Genomic DNA, 21179 nt, shown 5'->3' on the forward strand with positions numbered 1-21179 from the left:
CCAAGCGTTAATTTGGGGGTTTTCCAGGAAAATTTCCAAATATAGGATCCCCCTCTTTCGGATAAAGTCAATATTTTTTCTCCAAACTGCGCTTATATCCTAACACTTTCCCCTTTAATAACGTTAAAAACGCTCCACAATTTGGAGCGTTTTTAGCGTTACTATTCAACTTCTTGAATAATAGGTAAAATCATAGGTCGACGACGGGTTTTTTCGTAAAGTTGCTTGCTCAAGGCATCACGAATTTGACTTTTTAACACAGCCCATTCTGTGATCCGATTCTCTCGACACCTCGCCATCGTCTGCCTTACTTTTAGTTTGGCGTCGTCTAACATAGACTCCGACTCACGAACATAAACAAATCCACGCGTTACAACATCCGGTCCTGCAACAATCGCTCCGTTTGAACGACTTATAGTCATAACGACAATCAAAATGCCATCTTGAGAGAGTTGTTTCCGGTCCCGGAGCACAATGTTGCCTACATCTCCAATACCCAATCCGTCAATCAAGACTTTACCAGATGTAACCTTACCACCCAAAGCTGCGCCGTGGCGTGTGAACTCAACAATTCCTCCGTTTTCTGAGACAAAAATATCCTCTCGTAAAATACCAAGTTCCTCTGCTAACTGGGCATGTTTGATCAACATTCGATACTCTCCGTGAACGGGCATAAAATACTTTGGTCGGACCATGTTGAGCATTAATTTTTGCTCTTCCTGACTAGCATGGCCCGATACGTGCATTCCATCTGTCGATTCATAGATAACATTCGCACCCAGCTTAAATAATTGATCGACCGTTTTAGCCACTGATTTTTCGTTACCTGGAATCGGGCTCGCCGAGATTATCACAGTGTCTCCTGGCTGAATAGCTACATGCCTGTGATCATGGTTCGCCATTCGGGTCAACGCGGACATCGGCTCTCCCTGACTCCCTGTGGTCAAAATACAGGCTTGATTTCCCGGCAAACCAATAATTTCATCGATATCTACAAGTGTTCCCTCAGGAATATCCAGATACCCCAGTTCCGCCGCAATGCTAACGATATTAACCATGCTTCGTCCCACAACCGCCACTTTACGATTCGTCGCAACCGCCGAAGTGATCGCCTGCTGAAGACGATATACGTTTGAAGCAAAACTAGCAAGAATCACTCGATCCTTAGCATTATGAAAAGCCTCATCAATCATATGCCCGACATTTCTCTCTGACGGTGTAAAACCCGCTCTTTCCACATTAGTACTGTCCGATAATAGACATAAAACACCTTTGTCGCCCAGTTCGGAAAATTTATGGATATCAAGCGTCTCACCTGAAACTGGTGTATGATCTAATTTAAAATCCCCTGTATGAACGATCGTTCCCAAGGGGGAATGAATGGCAATACCTACCGCATCCGGAATGCTGTGGTTGACACGAATAAATTCAATTCGAAATACTCCAAGCTTAATGACATCCCGCGGTTGTACTACTGTAGCCTTTATATTAGTCAAATTATTCTCTTTAATTTTGGACTGAATGATACCTAGGGTCAAACGTGTTCCGAAAATCGGAACATCTATATCTCTTAATAAGTAGGGTAAGGCACCAATGTGATCTTCATGTCCATGAGTAAGTAAAATGCCAAGAAGCATTTCTTTATGTTCAATTAGATATGAGTAATCCGGTATTACAATATCAATTCCCAGCATGTCTTCATCCGGAAATGCTAATCCGGCATCGACAAGCACCATCTGATTGTCATAGCGGATTACAGTCATGTTCTTACCAATTTCTCCGAGTCCGCCTAATGGAATAATTTGCAATTTATGCTCTTTCGGCAATCAAATCTACCTCCTGTATTTATTTTATCTCTTGCATTGTGCCAAAAATCTAAGGGGACCCCCACGGTTTCTTTCGACGCCCAAAATAAGGACAACAAAAAGACACGAAATACCATAAACGAATACAACGACGCCCAGTATTCGTCAATATTTCGAAAAGGATCTATAAAACTAGCCGCACAATATAGATACTATATTATAGCGTGCAAAACGCTGTCTGGCAAGTTTCTTCATCGCTCACGCCTTACTCACATTACTTATTTCTAGCTTGTTGGAATTATGAAATAATACGTTTCAGCACTATAACATCATTATTCAGGGTGATGACTAATAATTATACTAATGTTGTTTATTTGGCAACTAAATGCTACATTATATCAAGACTACGGAGAGATTAACTAATGAAAATAAACCCCCGCTTAGCGGAGGTTCATTTTCATTAGTTATTTTAGTTGCATTTATTGTATGATTATTTTACTAAATTACTAACCTAACCTTAATTCCTTCAAACAATAGTGTTGCTGGCCGTTTCACAAGCCACCTTTAATTCCGGTGTTATTTGAGCAGTACTTTTATTTGCGCGTAACTTTTTAATACTATCCATAAGATCGTTTAAAAACTTCATTTCGTCCAGCGTCGCATTAACTAAAGGAAGACGTACTCCGCCAGCATTAATCCCGAGCATATTCACAATAGACTTAATGGGAACTGGGTTCGTCGTTACGAAAATTCCTTTAAAGATTGGAAAGAGATCCAGATGCCATTGTGTAGCTTGGACGGCATCCCCAGCAAACCAGGCATCTATCATTTGTTTCATCTCTTCTCCAATAACATGAGCTGCCACGCTGATGACTCCGTCACAGCCTAAGGCTAGCATCGGCAAGGTCATAGAGTCATCACCGCTATAAATCACAAACTCAGGAGGCAAGATCCTTTTGAGTTCAGTAACTTGATCAACTAAACCTGCTGCTTCTTTCAAAGCAACAATATTGGGAATTTCAGCTAGTCTTTTCACTGTCGCAGGCATTAGATTAGTTACGGTCCTACTCGGCACATTATAAAGGATCAGCGGTAACGATGTTGCTTCGGCAATAGCTTTAAAGTGCTGATATAAGCCCTCTTGAGAAGGTTTGTTATAATAGGGTACCACTGCCATCAATCCATCCACACCCGTTGTCGCAGCCTTGCGCGCAAGCGAAACACTGTCATCAGTGGAATAGGATCCAATCCCAGCAATTACCGGTGTTTTCCCAAGAGCCTCTTTAACTACTCTAAAAAGTTCTACTTTCTCATCGTCCTTTACGGTCGGAGATTCTCCAGTCGTACCACATACCACAACGCTATCAGATCCATGAGCGATTAAGTATTGAGCTAAGCGTTTGGCTTCTTCATAATTAATCTCCAAAGCTTCATTCATGGGAGTTACCATGGCTGTCAAGATTCTTCCAAATGACATTTCTCTCATCCTTCCTCATCCTTTCTTTCCAATTCTTTCTTTTCATTAAATACCTAACTGGAACTTTTGGTGTAAGGTTTGAACTGCAGTCACCATGTCTTCCTTATGAACTAGTACCCAAATAGTAGTATGTGAATCCGCTGATTGTAGTATGGTCACGGCGGCATCGGAAAGTGCTTCAACCATATCAGCCATTACACCCGGGACACCAGCAATTGCACCAACAATTGAAACTTTAGCACAACTCTGAACAGCCTCTGGTTCAAAACCCATATTCTGTAGTATTCGAACCGCTTTAGACGCAATCTCATCTCGAACGGTATAGAGTACGACTTCCGGCGAAACGCTGATAAAGTCAACACTAATGTCGGCAAGGGCCATCGCTTTAAAAATTCGTTTGTCGGTAAGACATTTGTCTTGAATATCTGCTGTTAAAATCCGAATTTGCGTAACATTCGGTGTGTGCGCAATTCCTGTAATTAAACGGTCCGTAGTAATATCTGTTCCTACGCCACGTTCTGGATGCATGTTAGTAACCAATGTTCCTGGTGCATTTGAAAAAGTCGATTTAATTCTAAGGGGTATATTTCGTTGCATCGCAATTTCAACAGCGCGTGGATGAATGACTTTAGCTCCCTGATAGGCCAATTGACATATTTCATTATACGTAACTATATCTAAAATCCGTGCATCTTCAACGATTCTTGGGTCCGCTGTCATGATTCCATCGACATCCGTATAAATATCTATCGCTTCTGCCTCAAGTGCAACCCCAAGTGCTGAAGCCGTAGTATCGCTTCCTCCTCGCCCAAGGGTTGTGATCTGACCGTCTTCCGTCATTCCTTGAAAACCGGCAACGACAACCACTTTGCCCTTAGCGAGCTGTTCCAGAATAGTGCGCGGCTCTACCCGTACAATCCGGGCATCCCCAAACTCCTTGTCAGTGATAATTCCTGCCTGCCCACCTGTAAAAAGAACCGCTTCAAAGCCCTGACTGATTAATGTGCTTACTAAAACAGTTCCAGAAATAACTTCACCACAACTCATCAGAAGATCCAACTCTCGTTTCGGTAAATCGGGATAAATTCCATTTACCATACTCAGGAATGTATCAGTTGCATAGGGATCTCCAGAACGGCCAATCGCAGAAACTACAATAACAGGAGAATACCCACTATGTACTGCCTCGGAAACTTTTGAAATAACCTGAGTTCTACGTTCTGCCGTAGCCACGGAGGTTCCGCCAAACTTCTGTACCAAAATACGCAACTCTCGGTCCCTCCTCTTCGAGGTACGATGTTCAACGCTCGAGGTACAATATTAAAACCCCATAGACTCAAATCTTATACCTCAGGACTCTGACTTTAAGCATTAAATTTTGTGAATTCTTTATTCTAGAATCGCAACATCATGCCTCAAACCTCAGGCTTCATTCTTCAGACCTTTGGGCCTAATATTAATCTACCGATTATATCGGATCCTCTACTCGAACTTCGTATCTCGTTCCTCGCACTTCAATTAAATCAGTCTTCAATAACGAACTTCGGACTTCGAGCTCATGCTCCACTTAAAGTAGGAGCTCTGCAATTTGTACAGCATTCGTTGCCGCACCTTTGCGGATTTGATCTCCAACTACCCATAAGTTGAATCCTTGAGCGATGGAAAAGTCTTTTCGTAAGCGCCCTACATAGACTTCATCTTTGTCAGCACTAAACCACGGCATGGGATAACGATCATTACCCGGATCGTCATCAACTATAAGACCCTCAGCTTTACTTAAGGCTTCTCGGATTTCTGAGACACTAACTAAGCGATCTGTCTCAACATTAATGGACTCCGAGTGACTGCGGAAAACAGGTACCCTAACCGTTGTTGCTGTGATCGCCATATTTGGCACATGGAAAATCTTTTGCGTTTCTTTGACCATCTTCCACTCTTCTTTGGTATAGTCACCCTCCTGGAAAACATCAATGCGAGGAATAACGTTAAAGGCAATCTGATAGGGAAAAACTGCCGACGTTAGATCTTCATTTTGAGACCAGGCCTTAACCTGTGCTCCTAGTTCCTCAATACCTTCTCGTCCCGCTCCGGACACGGCTTGATATGTAGAAACTACAACTCGACGAATTCCTGCCAAATCAAAAATTGGTTTGAGAGCAACTGCCATTATAATGGTTGAACAATTAGGGTTCGCTATAATCCCCTTATGCCATTTTACATCTTCTGGATTAACTTCAGGTACTACAAGAGGCACTTCTGGGTCCAGCCGAAATGCACTGCTGTTATCAATCACCACGGCCCCACTATCCACCGCGGAACGGGCAAATTCAGTACTGCCTGATCCACCGGCAAAGAGCGCAATGTCTACACCCTTGAAACTCTCGTGGGTTGTCTCGTGAACCTCCAGTTCCCGATCCTGCCATGAAACGCGTTTTCCTGCGGAACGTTTTGTTGCTAATAACCTAAGTTCATCGATAGGAAAATTGCGTTCATTAAGTATTTTAAGAAACTCTTGGCCAACAGCGCCCGTAGCGCCAACAATTGCTATATTCGGCATTCCATATGTTCCTCCCTATTTTTGTTTGCATTTAGTTTTGTGAAAAGGGCGCCCTGCGGGATAAAGCAGGACACCTTTTTTCACGGCGATCACCATTTATCGATAATCTAAAAGCACAGGTTGAATTTGTTTCCCGGTACAGGCCATGAGGATGGTTTCCGGAATTTTATCCATATGAGCTACTAAAGAATTCGCTTTAACTTGGGGGTTATCTTGACCAAACGGCACCAAATAAATATTTTTTGTAATGAGTAGAGTTCCAATATTACGTGCATTTAATCCCAGTCCATCATTGGTCGAAATCGCTAAAACCAAAGGTCTTTGATTACGCAAATGCGATTTTGAAGCCATAAGTGCCGGAGTATCTGTTATTCCATTGGCAAGTTTGGCCAGGGTATTTCCTGTACAAGGAGCAACTACCAAGCAATCAAACATCTTTTGAGGCCCAACCGGCTCAGCTCCAGGAATCGTATGGATCGGTTCCTTATTCGTGATTTCCCTAAATTGATTCAGCCAGTCCTCTGCCTTTCCAAATCGTGTGTCCATACTTTCAACTGCATAAGAGATAATCGGTGTCACGTCTGCACCTTCATCAACCAAGCGTTTCATAATTTTTATACCTTCATGTAACATACAGTGTGATCCTGTAAGAGCAAACCCAATTTTCAACCCGTCAAACTGCATCCCTTCGCACCTCCACTTTCAAGACTGAACCGTAGCATTCAATGTGGTCAAGTGACGAAGAATAAGTTGCGGATAGATTTGAGCAAGAATTCGACCAGCCGTTTTCGGAGCTACAATACCAGGGAGACCCGGAGCCAGAAGTGCTTTAATGCCAAGCATCTGGGCGTATTCAAAATCCGTCCCGCCCGGAATAGAAGCCAAATCCACGATTACTGCATCCTTAGCCACCTTTTCTAACATCACGCGATCTAATAAGAGATGAGGTACAGTGTTAAAAATAATTTCCGCACGTTCAATCTCATTCTCAAGATCTGCCAGATGTACGGCATGGAATCCCATTTCAAAAGCACGTGCTAAGTCTGAAGGCTTGCGAGCGACCCCTGTTACGTGCGCCCCGATCCCTAGTAACATGCGCGCTAGAGTCCAACCAGTCCGTCCTAGACCTAAGACGAAGCTTTCGCTACCATGAATCGTAATGGTTGTATTCTCCATCGCCATTTGAATGGCCCCTTCTGCCGAAGGTATGGAATTAAGAATAGTAATTTCGTTAAGGGTTATGGTTTCCACCAGTTGGATTCCCATATTCTCTGCTGCTGACTTCAAAGCTGGCCGCGCCCAGCCAATTAACAGTGGAACACGTGCTGGAATAGCTTGAAGAACTTCTTTGTTTAATACGATAGGTTGGTCAGAATATTTAGCTTTGACTACCCCCCGGTCATCCGTGCCGAACATAGGAAAAAGCAACATGTCTACTTGACCAACTGCGTCTTGAAGCGATGGCGCCAGCTCCATTCCTGAAATGGGCGGAGCATTTTCGAATCCAACCCCAACTATGTAGGCTCCCTGCTTTTGGAGTTCGGGGATCAAATAAAGTTCTCGATCGTCCCCTCCGATCACGGCCAAACTAATTCCTTTCAGACCCGCACTCATCTTTATGCCCCCTTTGAGACAATGTCCCATTGACTACAATCCATTATATGAGGAAGCGCGGGCTGTGGTGACGCGTGATTAATTACCTAATCGAGGAAATTCTCGAGTCCTATCACTAGCTCCGTCAAATCTGAAGCCTTACGGATACCCAACATAACCCCGGGCATATAGGTTTCTCTCGTAAATGCATCATGGCGGATTATTAACGTTTGTCCTAATCCTCCAAATAAAACTTCTTGGTGAGCAATCAAACCCGGTAAGCGTATAGAATGGATATGGATCCCTCCAATATCCGCTCCTCGGGCCCCCGGGATTTTCTCATACTCATTCGGATGCCCCTGAATCATCGGCTCACGAACTTCCGAAATTACTTCTGCAGTTTTTAAAGCAGTACCCGATGGGGCATCTAATTTCTGATCATGGTGCAATTCAATGATATCCACATTGGGAAAATATTTTGCAGATTCCCTAGCAAATCGCATCATTAAAATTGCCCCTATGGCGAAATTGGGAGCTAGGAACGCACCTACGTTTTCTTTGGCAACAAGAGTTCGAATTTCTTCTATTTCAGTTTCATCCAAACCTGTAGTCCCAATTACGGGAACTACTCCGGCCATAATCGCCGTTTTAGAATTCTTTAGAACCGATTGGGGATTTGTGAAGTCCACTAAAACATCCGCCCGTAACTCACGCAGAATTTCGGCATCCAATGGACCCGTAATATCTACGCCAACTCTTGGTACGCCAACAACAAATCCAACGTCCATCCCTAGATGTCGTATATCTGAAGCTCCCACCAAAAGGAGATCATCCTGTTTGAGAAGCGTACGGATCACTTCTTGACCCATTTTCCCACTTGCTCCAGCGACAAAGACTCGAATTTTTTTCAAAGGAAACCCCTCCTGCGATGATAAGGCAAAAACCCCGTAGCAAAACGCAATGCGGGGTTACAGCTTTCCTTTCATTTTATTGGGAATCCCTTCCTCTGTCAAACTAAAATTTAACGGATTTTTTCAGATTTATTGTGCAAATCAATAATAATAACCTCTGAACCTATCTTTTTAATAGTTTGCCAAGGTATCACCAACATTTCGCGTTCCCGATCCCCTCTTGAACTCCAAAAGCCTGAAACCCCGCCACGGGAAGTTAGAATGATTGCTTCAACCGATCCGTTTAAGGAAATATCCAGATCAGCGTCACCAACTAAACCCAGTTTTGCTCCATCATGTAAATTAATAATTTCTTTACCAGAGAGATCACTTAATAGCATCCAATTACCTCCCTATTTGCGCAATCTTATCCAAGCTTTCAAGCCAAACGGTTGTAAAATGGCCAGCAATAAGGAAATGGCAGCAAGTGGCTCAACAATAAATATTGTTTCAGTCCACCAATTTTCAGGTATTTTTAAAAAAGAAAATAGCAGTTCTAGAGAAAGGTAAATTCCTCCGGCAGTGCCGACCAATTGACTCAGAGCAGTGGCGAAAGGGTTGGTCTTAGGTTCGGACCGCCACATCATCATATACTTTCGCTCTCTTACAGAAATAACAATACCAACGGCAAGAAGCATAACCCCAAGGGCTTGCATCGTCACTCCCCCTCATGGGGATTGTATGAACAGACAAACTTTCATAGAACAAAATAATCAGAAGGATTGAATATTTAATCCTTCTGATCACAGGTACCGACTTAAATTCAAACTCCTGTTGAACCAAATCCTCCACTCCCTCGAACTGTCTCCTGAAGTTCTGCAACTTCTTCAAACAAGGCGTGGAAAACTGGCATGAATACCATTTGGGCTATTCGATCTCCTGAATTAATAATTACAGGTTCGGATCCTGAATTATGCATCAATACTTGAATTTCCCCACGATAATCAGAATCTATCACACCCACACCATTAGTCAACCCCATCCCGTGCCGACTAGCTAGACCGCTTCGTGCAAACACAAGCGCGACCACTTCTTGACTCGGAAGTTCAATAGCCAGGCCTGTCGGAATTTTGACATTCTCCCCTGGGTTGACGATCAATTGCTCTTGAAGATTAGCACAAAGATCAGCTCCTGCCGACGATGCAGTAGCATATGTGGGTAGGGCTAAAGAAGGGCTTGTCAACTTTTTAATTTTCACGATGATGGAATCAGACACCTTAGGCACTCTCCTTGCCTTGAATTCGAGGCGTGATGTGCGCTAGGTTCGAACTACGGATTTCTGTCGTTCGAACCCAGCGCCTTGCTACTCTTCCCAACCAGTTTGCTTAAGTAGGTCGGATAAAACAACTTCTTGTCCGGATGGGCCTAATGTCATAATGCTGATTTTTTCCTTTTGCCAAAGGCGGCCAATCAGGCGCAAAACATCAGCTAAGGTAACTTTTTCAAGTTTTTCGACTACTTCTTCCGGCGAAAGAACACGGTTATAAGTAAGTTCTGTCTTCCCTAAACGACTCATCCGACTGCTTACCGATTCCAGTCCAAGATAGAGACCACCTTTAATTTGAGCCTTTGTCCTTTCTAGCTCCTCTGCGGTAATTCCCTTTTGCTTAATGTCTTTTAACTCACGGAGTATACACTCGATGACTTCCTTGGTATTGTTTGGACTCGTTCCAGCATAAATTGCAAATAAGCCGGTATCCACGTAGGTTGAGTGATAAGAATACACCGAATAAGCCAAGCCGCGCTGTTCTCGTATTTCCTGAAACAAGCGGGAGCTTAACCCTCCACCTAAAATGTTGTTGAAAATATGCATCGCATAGATATCATCATCATCTTGCCCAAGGCCTGGAACCCCCATGATGATATGCATCTGTTCCGTGTCTTTTTTCTGATAGCGCTCGATAGTCTGACCGCTAGGAGTTTCTTCCAGAACCCGGCGACCACCTCTTTTAAACGTCCCAAATTGGGCAGATAATTTCGCCACAATGTCATCATGTTTTATTTTACCTGCCACGGCAATAACGACATTATCTGGAGCATAATGTTCTGAGAGGAAGGTCATAATTTTATCTCGACTTAGAGCCCTTATGCTCTCCTCGGTTCCTAAAATTGGTTTTCCTAAAGGATGATCATTCCAGACATATTCCGAAAAGATATCGTGGATCAATTCATCAGGAGAATCCTCGTACATTTTGATTTCTTCAATTACTACATTTTTTTCTTTTTCGATTTCCTTTTCATCAAAGAGTGAACTAAAAAACATATCACTTAAAACATCAATCGCCAGATCTAGGTCTTCGTCAAGAATTTTAGCATAATAACAAGTATATTCTTTCGTCGTAAAGGCATTCAGCTGTCCACCAACGGCTTCGAGGGACTCTGCTAGAGCGCGTGCACTTCGATGCTCGGTACCTTTAAAAAACATATGCTCTATAAAATGCGAAATTCCTTCATACCCTTCACATTCATCCCTTGAACCCGCTCCCACCCATAGCCCAAAGGCAGCGGAACGAACATGTTCAATTTCTTCCGTGATAATTCTAACTCCGTTAGGTAACACTGTTTTTTGATACAATCAATTCACTCCTCCTTATTTCCTTTGCTAAAAAGGAAATAATCGTATTAAAGAACGGTCTCCTACGACTTCGTTTTCGCTCAACAAAGGGATACTGGTTACTTTTTGTTTGCCCAGCCAGACTTCCAAATGTCCCAACCGTTCTCCCGCTTGAACAGGCGAATTCGCGTTTTTTTCCCATACGACACGGGTTTGAATATTCTTACGTTCAGCTTTAGGAAGACTAACATCTATCGGATCCTTGCAAAACACTTGAACCATCTCTTTTAAACTTGGAAACTCTGCGACGGCCTGTCCGGCATTAACAAGCCGAACCGTTTCTGTTTTTTCGAAACCCCATTCTAACAACTTCTTTGCATCTCCGAAACGATCCGGCGCATTAAGAACTACAACCAACAGCTGACGGCCTTCCTTTGTGGCGGATGCAACAAGACATTTCCCCGCTGCAGTCGTTGTCCCCGTTTTAACACCATCTGCATAAGGATAATTCCATAGTAGTTTATTCGTGTTACGCAAATCCATGAACACGTCCGGCTCCAGAAAATGAATTTTTGTTTCTTTTTGACGGGTAATCGAGGCAAATTGAGGAATTTGCAAACCATGGCGAGCCATCAGGGCCAGATCATAAGCGGTAGAATAGTGTTCTTTATTAGGTAAACCGTTCGTATTCACAAAATGAGTATTTTGCGCCCCCAGAGCCAACGCTTTTTGATTCATCATTTGAACAAACTGTTCTTCACTTCCCGCGATATGCTCAGCAATCGCAACACACGCGTCGTTCCCTGAACGGACTAAAGCTCCTGTGATGAGTTCATAGAGGTTAATCTTTTCTGCGGGATCAAGATGCAAAGTTGCTTCGCCAACAGCCGCTGCTTTCGGACTAACCGTTACAACTTCATCCGACTGACCTAATTCAAAGCCTAAGATAGCGGTCATGATTTTAGTGGTACTTGCAGGAGGACGACGTTTATTCGCTTGTTTACCGTAGAGAAGATCACCGGTCACAACATCCATCAACACAGCAGCCTCTGCACTTACCCTGGCGGGTCCCTCCGCCACTTCCGCAGGCTTAACAGGTTTCTTAGGTGCACCATATACAGGATTCACTGGTAAAATACTCGTAGTTATCATACAAAGAAAGACGCAGCACCAAGCACGCGTCCACTTTTGCCTGATCATCAAACCACCTCAACTTCTGCTTCGTTATGAGGTAGTATCTCCGGTCTGGTCAAATGTTATTAGTCCATCAAGAGTTTGAAAAATAAATCCCTCTCGAGCCAATTGATCGAGGATAACAGGCAAAGCTTTGACCGTATTGGCTTTTGGATGCATTAAGACTACGGCACCGAACTTATTCGGTTTAATTCCGAACCGTATGGCTGGATTAATAATACGCTTAGCGATAATCTCTGGCGTACTGTCTGCCCGCCAATCAACAGTATCTAAGGTCCACAGAATAGTCTTGTAACCCAATCGATCGGCAGCCTGCAGTCCTGAAACACCCTTCTCACCGTAAGGCGGTGCGTAAAAATGTGTTTTTAGCCCGATGATGCCTTCAACAATACTTTCCGTCTTCTTAATTTCTTCTTGGTTAGCTCCAACAGAAAGCTGATCTGGATGCGGGTGAGAATATCCATGGTTTTCAATTTGATGGCCTCGATTTGCCATTATTTTCAACAATTCTGGATTTTTTTTGGCCCAACGCCCTGTGACAAAGAAAGTAACATGGGCGTTGCCCTTATCTAACGTGTCTAAGATCGCTGGAATATATTCTTCTCCCCAATCCACGTTAATCGTTAAAGCCATAACTTTTTGATCCGTCTTGATCTGCTCAATTGGCTTTAAAACCGGAGCTTTGCAGGCCATGATCCGACTCTCCAGAACAATTCCAGCAAATAACAGAAGGAAAATCCCGCCTAACGAGAGTACTCGCCGCGAGATTCTTAAGTTAATGAACATCGATATTCCCCCCTTCCTTAACATTATGCGAAGAGGGGATCTCTCAGACTGATCATCGTTTAGATAATATTGGAATCATGAGTTAATTGTCTAAAGTATCGCTGGATTTTCCTTGCGCACATTTGGCATAGCCTCTTTACGCGAGAGATTTAAACGACCTTGTTTGTCAATTGCTGTAGCTTTAACCATGATCTCATCTCCGACTTTGACGATGTCTTCAACTCTTTCGACACGTTCATGAGCTAACTGAGAAATATGAACTAATCCCTCTTTGCCGGTAAGTCCTAACACTCCAGGGATAACTTCTACAAAAGCACCAAAATCCATAACCCTCGTGACTTTACCTTGATAGATTTTCCCAACTTCAACTTCCTGTGTTAAAGATTTTATAATCTTTAAGGCTTGTTCGCCTCCATCACCATTCATAGAAGATATGAAGACTCGGCCGTCATCCTCGATGTCGATTTTGACTCCCGTTTCGTCAATGATTTTCTTAATCGTTTTTCCGCCTGGTCCAATAACATCGCGAATCTTATCCGGGTGAATTGATGCCGTGATAATTCGTGGTGCATAAGAAGAAAGTTGTGGGCGGGGTTTGTCCATAACAGCCAACATCTTATCCAGGATAAAAAGACGACCAGCTTTAGCTTGACTTAAGGCTTTTAAAAGAATTTCTCGAGATACACCTTTAATTTTGATATCCATCTGCAAAGCGGTTACCCCTTTGCTGGTACCGGCTACTTTAAAATCCATATCTCCAAAGTGGTCTTCTAAGCCTTGAATATCAGTCAGGATAGCGATTTGATCCCCTTCCTTAATGAGTCCCATTGCAATGCCCGCCACCGGAGCTGTAATAGGTACACCAGCATCCATCAGAGAGAGGGTACTTCCGCATACTGAGGCCATCGAACTGGAACCATTAGACTCCAAGACTTCAGAAACCAAACGAATCGTATAAGGGAATTCATTTTCATCGGGCAAAACAGGGGTTAGAGCTCTTTCAGCTAATGCGCCATGACCAATTTCCCTACGTCCTGGTCCACGCATTGGGCGAGTTTCTCCAACACTATACGGTGGAAAATTATAGTGATGAATGTAACGTTTGGACCTTTCTAGGCCTAAACCATCTAAAATTTGTTCATCACCTGCAGCGCCTAAAGTCGTTACAGTCAGCACCTGAGTTTGACCCCGAGTAAAAAGGCCTGTCCCATGGGTACGAGGTAAAATTCCTACCTCGATACTAATCGGACGAACTTCGTCCACTGCCCGGCCATCCGGACGAATGTGCTCGTCTGTAATCAATTTGCGGACAATCAGATGCACAATCTCTTCCAGAACATCCTTCACAATTTTCGTGTCATCGGGGAATTCAGCTTCGAAATAGCTCAACGCTTCGGTTTTAACTTCGTCAATAGCAGTCTCTCGTGCTTTCTTCTCTTCCACACGGACAGCGACATTTAATTTGTCATAAGCATAGGCTTTAACAGCTTCAACAATATTAGTCTGGATTTTGGCTGGCTTCACTTCAAGTTTCTCTTTGGCCAAGCTCATTTCAAAGGCTTCCTGACGATAATCTGCAATGAACTTGGCAATCTTTTTAATTTCTGAATGCCCAAACACGATCGCTTCCAAGATCTGATCCTCAGGCACCTCGTGGGCACCAGCCTCCACCATCATGACAGCTTCTTCTGTTCCTGCTACCGTCAGATGCAATCCACTTTTTGCTGATTGTTCGATGGTGGGATTAATAATAAATTCCCCTTCAACAAGCCCGATTGTAACAGCGGCAATGGGACCTTCGAAGGGAACGTTCGATATGGTTAAAGCTGCTGATGCAGCATTTATAGCTGTGATATCTGTCGCACAGTCTTGATCCACAGACATAACGGCCGCCACCACTTGGACATCATTACGAAACCCCTCGGGGAATAACGGACGGATAGGACGATCAATTAAGCGAGCAGACAAGGTAGCCTTCTCACTAGCCCGTCCTTCCCGTTTAATAAATCCACCCGGAATTTTGCCGGCAGCATACATACGTTCTTCAAATTCAACGGTCAAGGGAAAGAAATCAATTCCCTCCCGGGGTGCAGCACTGCATGTGGCAAACGCAGAAACCACAGTATCCCCATAGCGAAGAAAAATTGAGCCTCCCGCTTGTTTACCAATTTTCCCGGTTTGGAAAGTCATAATTCTCCCACCGACCGAGAGTGACTTTTCAAATATTTCCTGTTTCACAATGGAACCTCCTTAAAACTTTCAATCCTTCTTTTCAACTTGTTTCCTCTTCGACATAGTATTATTATTTCCTGCAATTTGCATAAAAAAACTATACTTAAGAATAATCTCGTATGTACTTTAAAACTTTAACCATTTTTATAAGATTTAAAGGGTACAAGTGTGCAATAGAAAGCTGACTCTTGACATTTTTAGACATATTGTCCTAAAAATAAAAAAGCGGATCAAATTTGATCCGCTTTTTCCGTTACGCATTCCTATTTCCGCAGGCCAAGTGCAGCAACAATACTACGATAACGGTCAAAATCAACATTTTTCAGATACGTTAATAACGCACGTCTTGAACCAACCATTTTTAAGAGCCCGCGACGGGAATGATGGTCTTTCTTATGCGTTTTAAAGTGTTCTGTCAGATACGTAATCCGTTCAGTGAGAAGCGCAATTTGCACCTCTGGAGAACCTGTATCCCCTTCTTGTCGTGCATGCTTTAGAATAATTTCTTGTTTTCTTTCAGGTGTCATCATGAAAAATTCCCCCATTTTTTTATAATTCCCAACTGCCCAGGTCAACGTTGGAGACTTCGTCAAGCCGAGTCAGTGGGTTCTATTAGTTTCTAAGACAGTATACATGGTAAGCATACTTTTGTAAAGGTAGTGGCACGATGCAAACTATAGATGGTTTTCTTTTAAGACACATTCAGCTTGAACCCTGTCTTTTCTTAATTGAATTAAGAGTTCATTGACACCATTAAATTTACATTCGTCACGCAAACGTTCTTCAATGTAAACCGAGATCTCACTGCCATACAGATCCCCTTCAAAATCGAAAAAATGAACCTCGACGATTGTCGCATATATGTCGTGAAAGGTTGGTTTCATACCGATGTTCATCATTCCAGCAACGCGCTTTCCGCCTAAATAAGCCCAAACTGCATATACGCCTCGCTTAGGAATTAGAACGTCTTCTGAATAGAGAAGGTTTGCAGTCGGATAACCTAGCTGACGTCCGCGCTCTTCCCCGTGTACAACTGTCCCACTCAGACTGGGTGAGCGTCCAAGCAGAGAGCTTGCTAACTGAATATCTCCTTGAAATAATGCTTCGCGAATACTGCTCGAAGAAATCACGCGGTTACCGATCGTTTGAGCCTGAAGTACACTAACACCAAATCTATGCGTACAACCTAAGGATTGAATTAACTCGGGATTTCCTTTACCTTGAGCACCAAATGAATAATTAAAACCAACCACGACATGAACCACCCCGAGGGGAAGAAGAATCTGCTCAACAAACTGCTCGGGAGAAGTGTTAGCCATCTCTTCGGTAAACGGTAAAAGGTAGACAGTTTGAACCCCAATCTCTTCTAAACTAAACAAACGAGCTTGAGTTGTCGACAACAGCTTTATTTCTCGTTCAGGAAATAATACTTTTAAAGGGTGAGGCTCAAAAATCAAAACACAAAATCTCACACCTAAACGTACAGCTTGTTCTAATCCATGCTCAAGCAAGCGACGATGTCCTAAGTGTACTCCATCGAAATTACCTAGCGCTAAGACACAGGGCTCTTTGTTAATAGGCAAACTTGTTCGAACTTGCACGGAATTGACCCTCCTAAATCATACAAAAACTTTATGTGGAAAAAGGCTATCCTCGCGCCAGGCCCCAATTCCGATTAATTCTCCATCATCGATTACCTGAACATAGAGCCTACTCGATGTTCGATGTTCGATGTTCGATGTTCGAACGCTAGATTTCGTTTCCAACGCCAAACCACGATCTTCCAACCTCGAATTTCCTTCAGTAAGAGAAGTCATAACAAATTCTCTCTTGGTTGGCAACCCATGCCGGAAAGCATTTGCGCGAGCAGTTGATAAAAACACCCGTGGTAGATCGAGCCCTTCTGTCAACGGAAGTAAAAATGGATAGGTTGACTCGCTGACCGCCTTTTCTATCTCTTCAAGTGTCCAACTCTCCTGAACCTTGAACGGGCCGGAACGGATGCGCAATAGATTAGACATGTGCGCCCCACAACCTAATGCCTGTCCAAGGTCATGACAAAGTGTCCTTATATATGTTCCTTTTGAACACTCAATATTTAAAATTGCCCGAGGAAATTCCCTTTCATACCATTGTTTCAATTCTAATTTATAAATGGATACCTCTCGGGGCGCAATCTCGATATCTATTCCCTGCCGAGCATATTCATAAAGGTGTTTTCCTTCTCTACGAACGGCAGAGTACATCGGAGGTGTCTGTGATATCTTGCCCACAAAATGTGGCAAAACCGATTCTAGGTTACTTTGACTCAAATCCGTTGAAGTAACTTGAGTCGTTTTCCCAAAGGCATCCTGGGTATCTGTCGTAATACCAAAAGCAACTTCTGCCAGGTAAGCTTTCCCCTGCTCGGTTATGTATTCAGCTAGACGTGTCCCCTTACCAACACAAAGCGGTAAAACTCCAGCTACTCCAGGATCGAGCGTTCCAGTGTGTCCAATTTTTTTAGTTTTTAATATTCTTCGCATCCAGACAACGACATCCGAAGAAGTCATACCAGGTGGCTTAAGGACGTTAATGATCCCTTCCAATCTTTAACGCCTCCTCAATTGCAGCAGTTATATTTCGTTTCGCCTCAGCCATAGAGAGTCTGAAGGTACAACCTGCAGCACGCTTGTGTCCCCCTCCGCCGAACTGGGCAGCAATCTCATTGACATTTAGCCAGAGGTTCGAACGAAGACCCCCTTTAATCTCCTGAGACCCGACCTCTTTCAGTAACACCGCAACCTCAACACCTGCAATACTTCGAGCATAATTTACCAGTCCCTCGCTCAATTCCTGCTCTGCATGACATTTCTGAAAATCCTCTAAACTTAGAGTCATGACTGCCAATTGACCATTTGCCTGGATTTCCAATCCGTTTAGCGCATATTGAAGTAACTCGATCTGGGCAAGGGGCTTTTGATCGAAGATATTATGATGGATTCCTGTCAAATCAAGACCTATATCTAATAGCTCTGCCGTCAAACGATGGGTTTGAGCAGTTGTATTACTATATTGAAAGCAGCCTGTATCCGTCACAATGGCTGTGTAGAGATTGGTGGCCATATCTCCATCTATTTTCACACCTAGCTTGTTAATTAAAGCCAAGGCGATTTCCGCGCTAGCGCTGGCTTGGGCATCAACCCAGTTAATGTCACCAAAAAACTGATTCGAGATGTGGTGATCTAAGTTCAGTATCGTACTTTCATGAGAGATTTCAGTCCTTGAAAGGTTAACTCGTTGAAAATCCGTACAATCGACAAATATTAAAGTTTTCGGCTGGGGATTAGGAAAGTCCTGTCGTATACGGGACGAGCCCGGTAAAAACGTTAAATAAGTTGGCACTGGATCTGGATTGAAGAAGGAGACTTCTTTCCCCATTTTCTCTAAAGCCAGACCAATTGCCAACATTGAACCAATACAATCTCCATCGGGAGAGACATGGGAGAAAAGCGCCACCGTTGGCGCTTTTCTTAATACTTCTACTATCTCTTCTATGGGGGTGGTTTTACTCATGCGATTCATCCTTACTTGAATCATCGGATACACTAACATCACGCAACAATTTGGCAATGTGTGCACCATGTTGTATGGAAGGATCGTAGACAAACACGATAGATGGCACGTGTCGAAGTCTTAAACGCTTCCCGATTTCAGTTCGTAAAAACCCTGCTGCCCGATTCAAGGTATCCAAGGATGCTTTTCCTTCATCTTCACTTCCCAGAACACTGATATACACCTTGGCATGTGCTAAGTCATTGGCAACATCCACACTCGTCACCGTTACAAATCCGATTCGAGGATCTTTCAACTCCACAAGGATAAGTTGAGAAATTTCTTCTTTGAGCGTTTCTGATAATCGATTGGGCCGATGTTTTGACATACCTATCCCTCCAGGGCTGATTTACTATAGTGTGCGCGTGACCTCTTCCATAATAAACGCTTCAATGATGTCTCCTTCTTTGACATCATTGAATTTTTCGATACCAATTCCACATTCATAACCCTCGGCAACCTCTTTAACATCATCTTTAAAGCGGCGCAAAGATTCCATGACACCGTCGTGAATAACGATACCATCTCGAATAACACGAACTTTAGCAGAGCGAATAATCTTGCCTTCAGTCACCATACAACCAGCGACCGTTCCTGCTTTAGGAACTTTAAAGACCTGACGAACTTCAACTTTGCCTAAAACGACTTCTTTGAAAGTAGGATCAAGCAGACCCGTCATTGCTGCTTTCACATCTCCAATAGCATCATAGATGACTCGATAAAGACGCAAATCGACACCCTCAAGTTCAGCCGTAGCTTTCATGTTAGAGTCCGCGCGAACGTTAAAGCCTATTATTATTGCATTTGAAGCAGCTGCCAGCATAATGTCGTTTTCATTAATTGCACCAACTCCACCGTGGATTGGATTGACACGTACCTCACCTGTTGAAAGCCGAAGAAGTGACTGCCGCAGTGCTTCGACAGACCCTTGCACATCTGCTTTAATAATAATGTTTAACTCTTTGATTTCGCCTTCTTTGATCTTATCAAAAAGATCTTCTAAGCTAACTTTAAAGAGGGTTTTTTTAGATTCTTCCACTTTCCTCACAGCTGTACGTGCCGAAGTAATTTGTCTCGCCAGTTTCTCATCCGCGACAACATAAAACGCTTCTCCAGCTTGAGGCACTTCGGATAAACCTTGAACTTCAACCGCCATAGATGGACCTGCTTTTTTAACTCGTCGCCCTTTATCATCCACCATGGCTCGAATCCGACCAAATGCACACCCTGCAACAGCAACATCACCAATATTAAGCGTTCCTTTAGCAACGAGAACAGTTGCGATCGGTCCTTTGCCCTTATCCAATTCAGCTTCAATGACAGTCCCTACTGCTTGACGATTTGGATTAGCCTTTAAATCCCGAACTTCTGCGACTAACAGTATCATTTCAAGAAGTTGGTCGATGTTCAGTTTAGTTTTTGCGGATACAGGAACAGCAATGGTATCTCCGCCCCATTCCTCAACCACAAGTCCATACTCTGTCAGACCTTGTTTTACTTTTTCTGGAGTTGCATTTTCTTTATCTATCTTATTTATAGCCACAATAATCGGAACCTTAGCCGCCTTGGCGTGATTGATCGCTTCGATTGTTTGAGGCATTACTCCGTCATCTGCTGCTACCACCAAAACTGCAATATCCGTGACATCTGCACCGCGGGCACGCATCGCTGTGAAGGCTTCATGTCCAGGCGTATCTAAGAAAGTAATCTTTTGACCTTTAATCTCCACCTGATATGCCCCTATGTGTTGCGTAATTCCCCCAGCTTCAGAATCAGTTACATTCGTTGTACGAATTGCATCTAAAAGCGACGTTTTACCATGGTCAACATGACCCATCACCGTTACGACTGGCGGGCGGAAAACGAGGTCCTTCGGATCATCATCTATCTCTTCAATAACAGCCATTGATTTCTCGGCTTTAACCTCAACAGTAACACCCATTTCAGCTGCCAAGATTGTTGCTGTTTCAGAGTCCAACTCCTGATTAATGGTCGCCATGACTCCTAGGTTCATAAGGTGTTTAATTAATTCTCCAGCCTTACGGCTCATTTTACCAGCTAAATCTTGTACAGAAATGGATTCCTGAATCACAATGTGTTTCGGTGACGTATCCCGCACTTCTTTTTTAGGACGCTTTGGAAAACGTCTATGCGGTGAACGCAGCGCATTTTCTCTTTCCTTTTCTACTTCACGTTTCCGTTCATAGGCTTTATCTTGAGCTTTTTTACTTGCTGGCGGTTGTCTTTTGGCCTGCTCGGTAATGGTTGGTGTCGACGGCACACTAGCACCAGCACGCTGAGGCATCCCTGGGCGGGGGCCCTGCGACTGCCCTTGATATCCTGGACGTGGGCCTTGTGATTGTCCTTGATACCCTGGACGTGGACCTTGCTGTTGTCCTTGATACCCTGGACGTGGACCTTGTGATTGTCCTTGATA

General features: G+C 43.5%; 20 protein-coding genes. All 20 read right to left on the reverse strand.

Features of this window, described 5'->3' with window-relative positions; all coding sequences use genetic code 11:
- Window positions 1-161: 161 nt before the first annotated feature.
- Complete coding sequence (locus DOT_RS06800; RefSeq protein WP_009616234.1) at window positions 162-1826, reverse strand: ribonuclease J; 1665 nt, start codon at window positions 1824-1826, stop codon at window positions 162-164.
- A 505-nt stretch (window positions 1827-2331) separates the two neighbouring features.
- Window positions 2332-3282: a 4-hydroxy-tetrahydrodipicolinate synthase gene (gene dapA / locus DOT_RS06805; RefSeq protein ID WP_009616235.1), complete on the reverse strand. Its 951-nt coding sequence runs from the start codon at window positions 3280-3282 to the stop codon at window positions 2332-2334.
- Window positions 3283-3327: 45 nt separating this feature from the next.
- Window positions 3328-4551, reverse strand: coding sequence for an aspartate kinase (dapG, locus tag DOT_RS06810; RefSeq protein WP_009616236.1), 1224 nt, complete (start codon window positions 4549-4551; stop codon window positions 3328-3330).
- A 298-nt stretch (window positions 4552-4849) separates the two neighbouring features.
- Window positions 4850-5839 carry an aspartate-semialdehyde dehydrogenase gene (locus DOT_RS06815; protein WP_009616238.1) on the reverse strand — a complete coding sequence of 330 codons (990 nt, stop codon included), beginning with the start codon at window positions 5837-5839 and terminating at the stop codon, window positions 4850-4852.
- A 96-nt stretch (window positions 5840-5935) separates the two neighbouring features.
- Complete coding sequence (locus DOT_RS06820) at window positions 5936-6523, reverse strand: dipicolinate synthase subunit B (RefSeq protein ID WP_009616239.1); 588 nt, start codon at window positions 6521-6523, stop codon at window positions 5936-5938.
- A gap of 18 nt (window positions 6524-6541) precedes the next feature.
- The gene (gene dpsA, locus DOT_RS06825) at window positions 6542-7453 is read right to left on the reverse strand and encodes a dipicolinate synthase subunit DpsA (RefSeq protein WP_009616241.1); all 912 of its coding nucleotides are present in this window, start codon (window positions 7451-7453) and stop codon (window positions 6542-6544) included.
- A gap of 86 nt (window positions 7454-7539) precedes the next feature.
- Window positions 7540-8343 carry a 4-hydroxy-tetrahydrodipicolinate reductase gene (gene dapB, locus DOT_RS06830; protein ID WP_009616243.1) on the reverse strand — a complete coding sequence of 268 codons (804 nt, stop codon included), beginning with the start codon at window positions 8341-8343 and terminating at the stop codon, window positions 7540-7542.
- A gap of 110 nt (window positions 8344-8453) precedes the next feature.
- Complete coding sequence (locus DOT_RS06835) at window positions 8454-8723, reverse strand: YlmC/YmxH family sporulation protein (protein WP_009616245.1); 270 nt, start codon at window positions 8721-8723, stop codon at window positions 8454-8456.
- 12 nt (window positions 8724-8735) lie between these two features.
- Entirely contained in the window at window positions 8736-9038 is a 303-nt protein-coding gene (locus tag DOT_RS06840; protein WP_009616248.1) for a hypothetical protein, read from the reverse strand.
- A gap of 107 nt (window positions 9039-9145) precedes the next feature.
- Entirely contained in the window at window positions 9146-9598 is a 453-nt protein-coding gene (gene dut, locus DOT_RS06845; RefSeq protein ID WP_009616250.1) for a dUTP diphosphatase, read from the reverse strand.
- A gap of 87 nt (window positions 9599-9685) precedes the next feature.
- The gene (locus tag DOT_RS06850) at window positions 9686-10957 is read right to left on the reverse strand and encodes a pitrilysin family protein (RefSeq protein WP_009616252.1); all 1272 of its coding nucleotides are present in this window, start codon (window positions 10955-10957) and stop codon (window positions 9686-9688) included.
- A 27-nt stretch (window positions 10958-10984) separates the two neighbouring features.
- Window positions 10985-12136, reverse strand: a complete 1152-nt coding sequence (locus tag DOT_RS06855) for a D-alanyl-D-alanine carboxypeptidase family protein (protein WP_009616254.1) — start codon at window positions 12134-12136, stop codon at window positions 10985-10987.
- 24 nt (window positions 12137-12160) lie between these two features.
- Window positions 12161-12916 carry a polysaccharide deacetylase family protein gene (locus DOT_RS06860; RefSeq protein ID WP_009616256.1) on the reverse strand — a complete coding sequence of 252 codons (756 nt, stop codon included), beginning with the start codon at window positions 12914-12916 and terminating at the stop codon, window positions 12161-12163.
- 90 nt (window positions 12917-13006) lie between these two features.
- Entirely contained in the window at window positions 13007-15154 is a 2148-nt protein-coding gene (locus DOT_RS06865; protein ID WP_009616258.1) for a polyribonucleotide nucleotidyltransferase, read from the reverse strand.
- Window positions 15155-15411: 257 nt separating this feature from the next.
- The gene (rpsO, locus tag DOT_RS06870; RefSeq protein WP_202798701.1) at window positions 15412-15675 is read right to left on the reverse strand and encodes a 30S ribosomal protein S15; all 264 of its coding nucleotides are present in this window, start codon (window positions 15673-15675) and stop codon (window positions 15412-15414) included.
- Window positions 15676-15822: 147 nt separating this feature from the next.
- Window positions 15823-16749, reverse strand: coding sequence for a bifunctional riboflavin kinase/FAD synthetase (locus tag DOT_RS06875; protein ID WP_009616262.1), 927 nt, complete (start codon window positions 16747-16749; stop codon window positions 15823-15825).
- Between the two features lie 18 nt (window positions 16750-16767).
- Window positions 16768-17736 carry a tRNA pseudouridine(55) synthase TruB gene (truB, locus tag DOT_RS06880; protein WP_009616264.1) on the reverse strand — a complete coding sequence of 323 codons (969 nt, stop codon included), beginning with the start codon at window positions 17734-17736 and terminating at the stop codon, window positions 16768-16770.
- Window positions 17720-18703, reverse strand: a complete 984-nt coding sequence (locus DOT_RS06885; RefSeq protein ID WP_009616266.1) for a bifunctional oligoribonuclease/PAP phosphatase NrnA — start codon at window positions 18701-18703, stop codon at window positions 17720-17722. Before DOT_RS06885 ends, truB begins: the two co-directional genes overlap by 17 nt.
- On the reverse strand, window positions 18696-19070 hold the full coding sequence (gene rbfA, locus DOT_RS06890; RefSeq protein WP_009616268.1) for a 30S ribosome-binding factor RbfA: 375 nt from the start codon (window positions 19068-19070) through the stop codon (window positions 18696-18698). Before rbfA ends, DOT_RS06885 begins: the two co-directional genes overlap by 8 nt.
- A 24-nt stretch (window positions 19071-19094) precedes the next feature.
- Window positions 19095-21179, reverse strand: a 2085-nt coding sequence (infB, locus tag DOT_RS06895) for a translation initiation factor IF-2 (protein ID WP_009616270.1), incomplete at its 5' end; no start/stop codon positions are given.

It is taken from the genome of Desulfosporosinus sp. OT (assembly GCF_000224515.1).
Classification (GTDB): domain Bacteria; phylum Bacillota; class Desulfitobacteriia; order Desulfitobacteriales; family Desulfitobacteriaceae; genus Desulfosporosinus.

Coding starts and splice junctions, on each gene's coding strand:
- rpsO (WP_202798701.1), bottom strand. CDS start 15,675: ATGACACCTGAAAGAAAACAAGAAATTATTCTAAAGCATGCACGACAA.
- DOT_RS06860 (WP_009616256.1), bottom strand. CDS start 12,916: ATGTTCATTAACTTAAGAATCTCGCGGCGAGTACTCTCGTTAGGCGGG.
- DOT_RS06855 (WP_009616254.1), bottom strand. CDS start 12,136: ATGATCAGGCAAAAGTGGACGCGTGCTTGGTGCTGCGTCTTTCTTTGT.
- DOT_RS06820 (WP_009616239.1), bottom strand. CDS start 6,523: ATGCAGTTTGACGGGTTGAAAATTGGGTTTGCTCTTACAGGATCACAC.
- dapA (WP_009616235.1), bottom strand. CDS start 3,282: ATGTCATTTGGAAGAATCTTGACAGCCATGGTAACTCCCATGAATGAA.
- dpsA (WP_009616241.1), bottom strand. CDS start 7,453: ATGAGTGCGGGTCTGAAAGGAATTAGTTTGGCCGTGATCGGAGGGGAC.
- DOT_RS06840 (WP_009616248.1), bottom strand. CDS start 9,038: ATGCAAGCCCTTGGGGTTATGCTTCTTGCCGTTGGTATTGTTATTTCT.
- DOT_RS06885 (WP_009616266.1), bottom strand. CDS start 18,703: ATGAGTAAAACCACCCCCATAGAAGAGATAGTAGAAGTATTAAGAAAA.
- DOT_RS06815 (WP_009616238.1), bottom strand. CDS start 5,839: ATGCCGAATATAGCAATTGTTGGCGCTACGGGCGCTGTTGGCCAAGAG.
- DOT_RS06835 (WP_009616245.1), bottom strand. CDS start 8,723: ATGCTATTAAGTGATCTCTCTGGTAAAGAAATTATTAATTTACATGAT.
- rbfA (WP_009616268.1), bottom strand. CDS start 19,070: ATGTCAAAACATCGGCCCAATCGATTATCAGAAACGCTCAAAGAAGAA.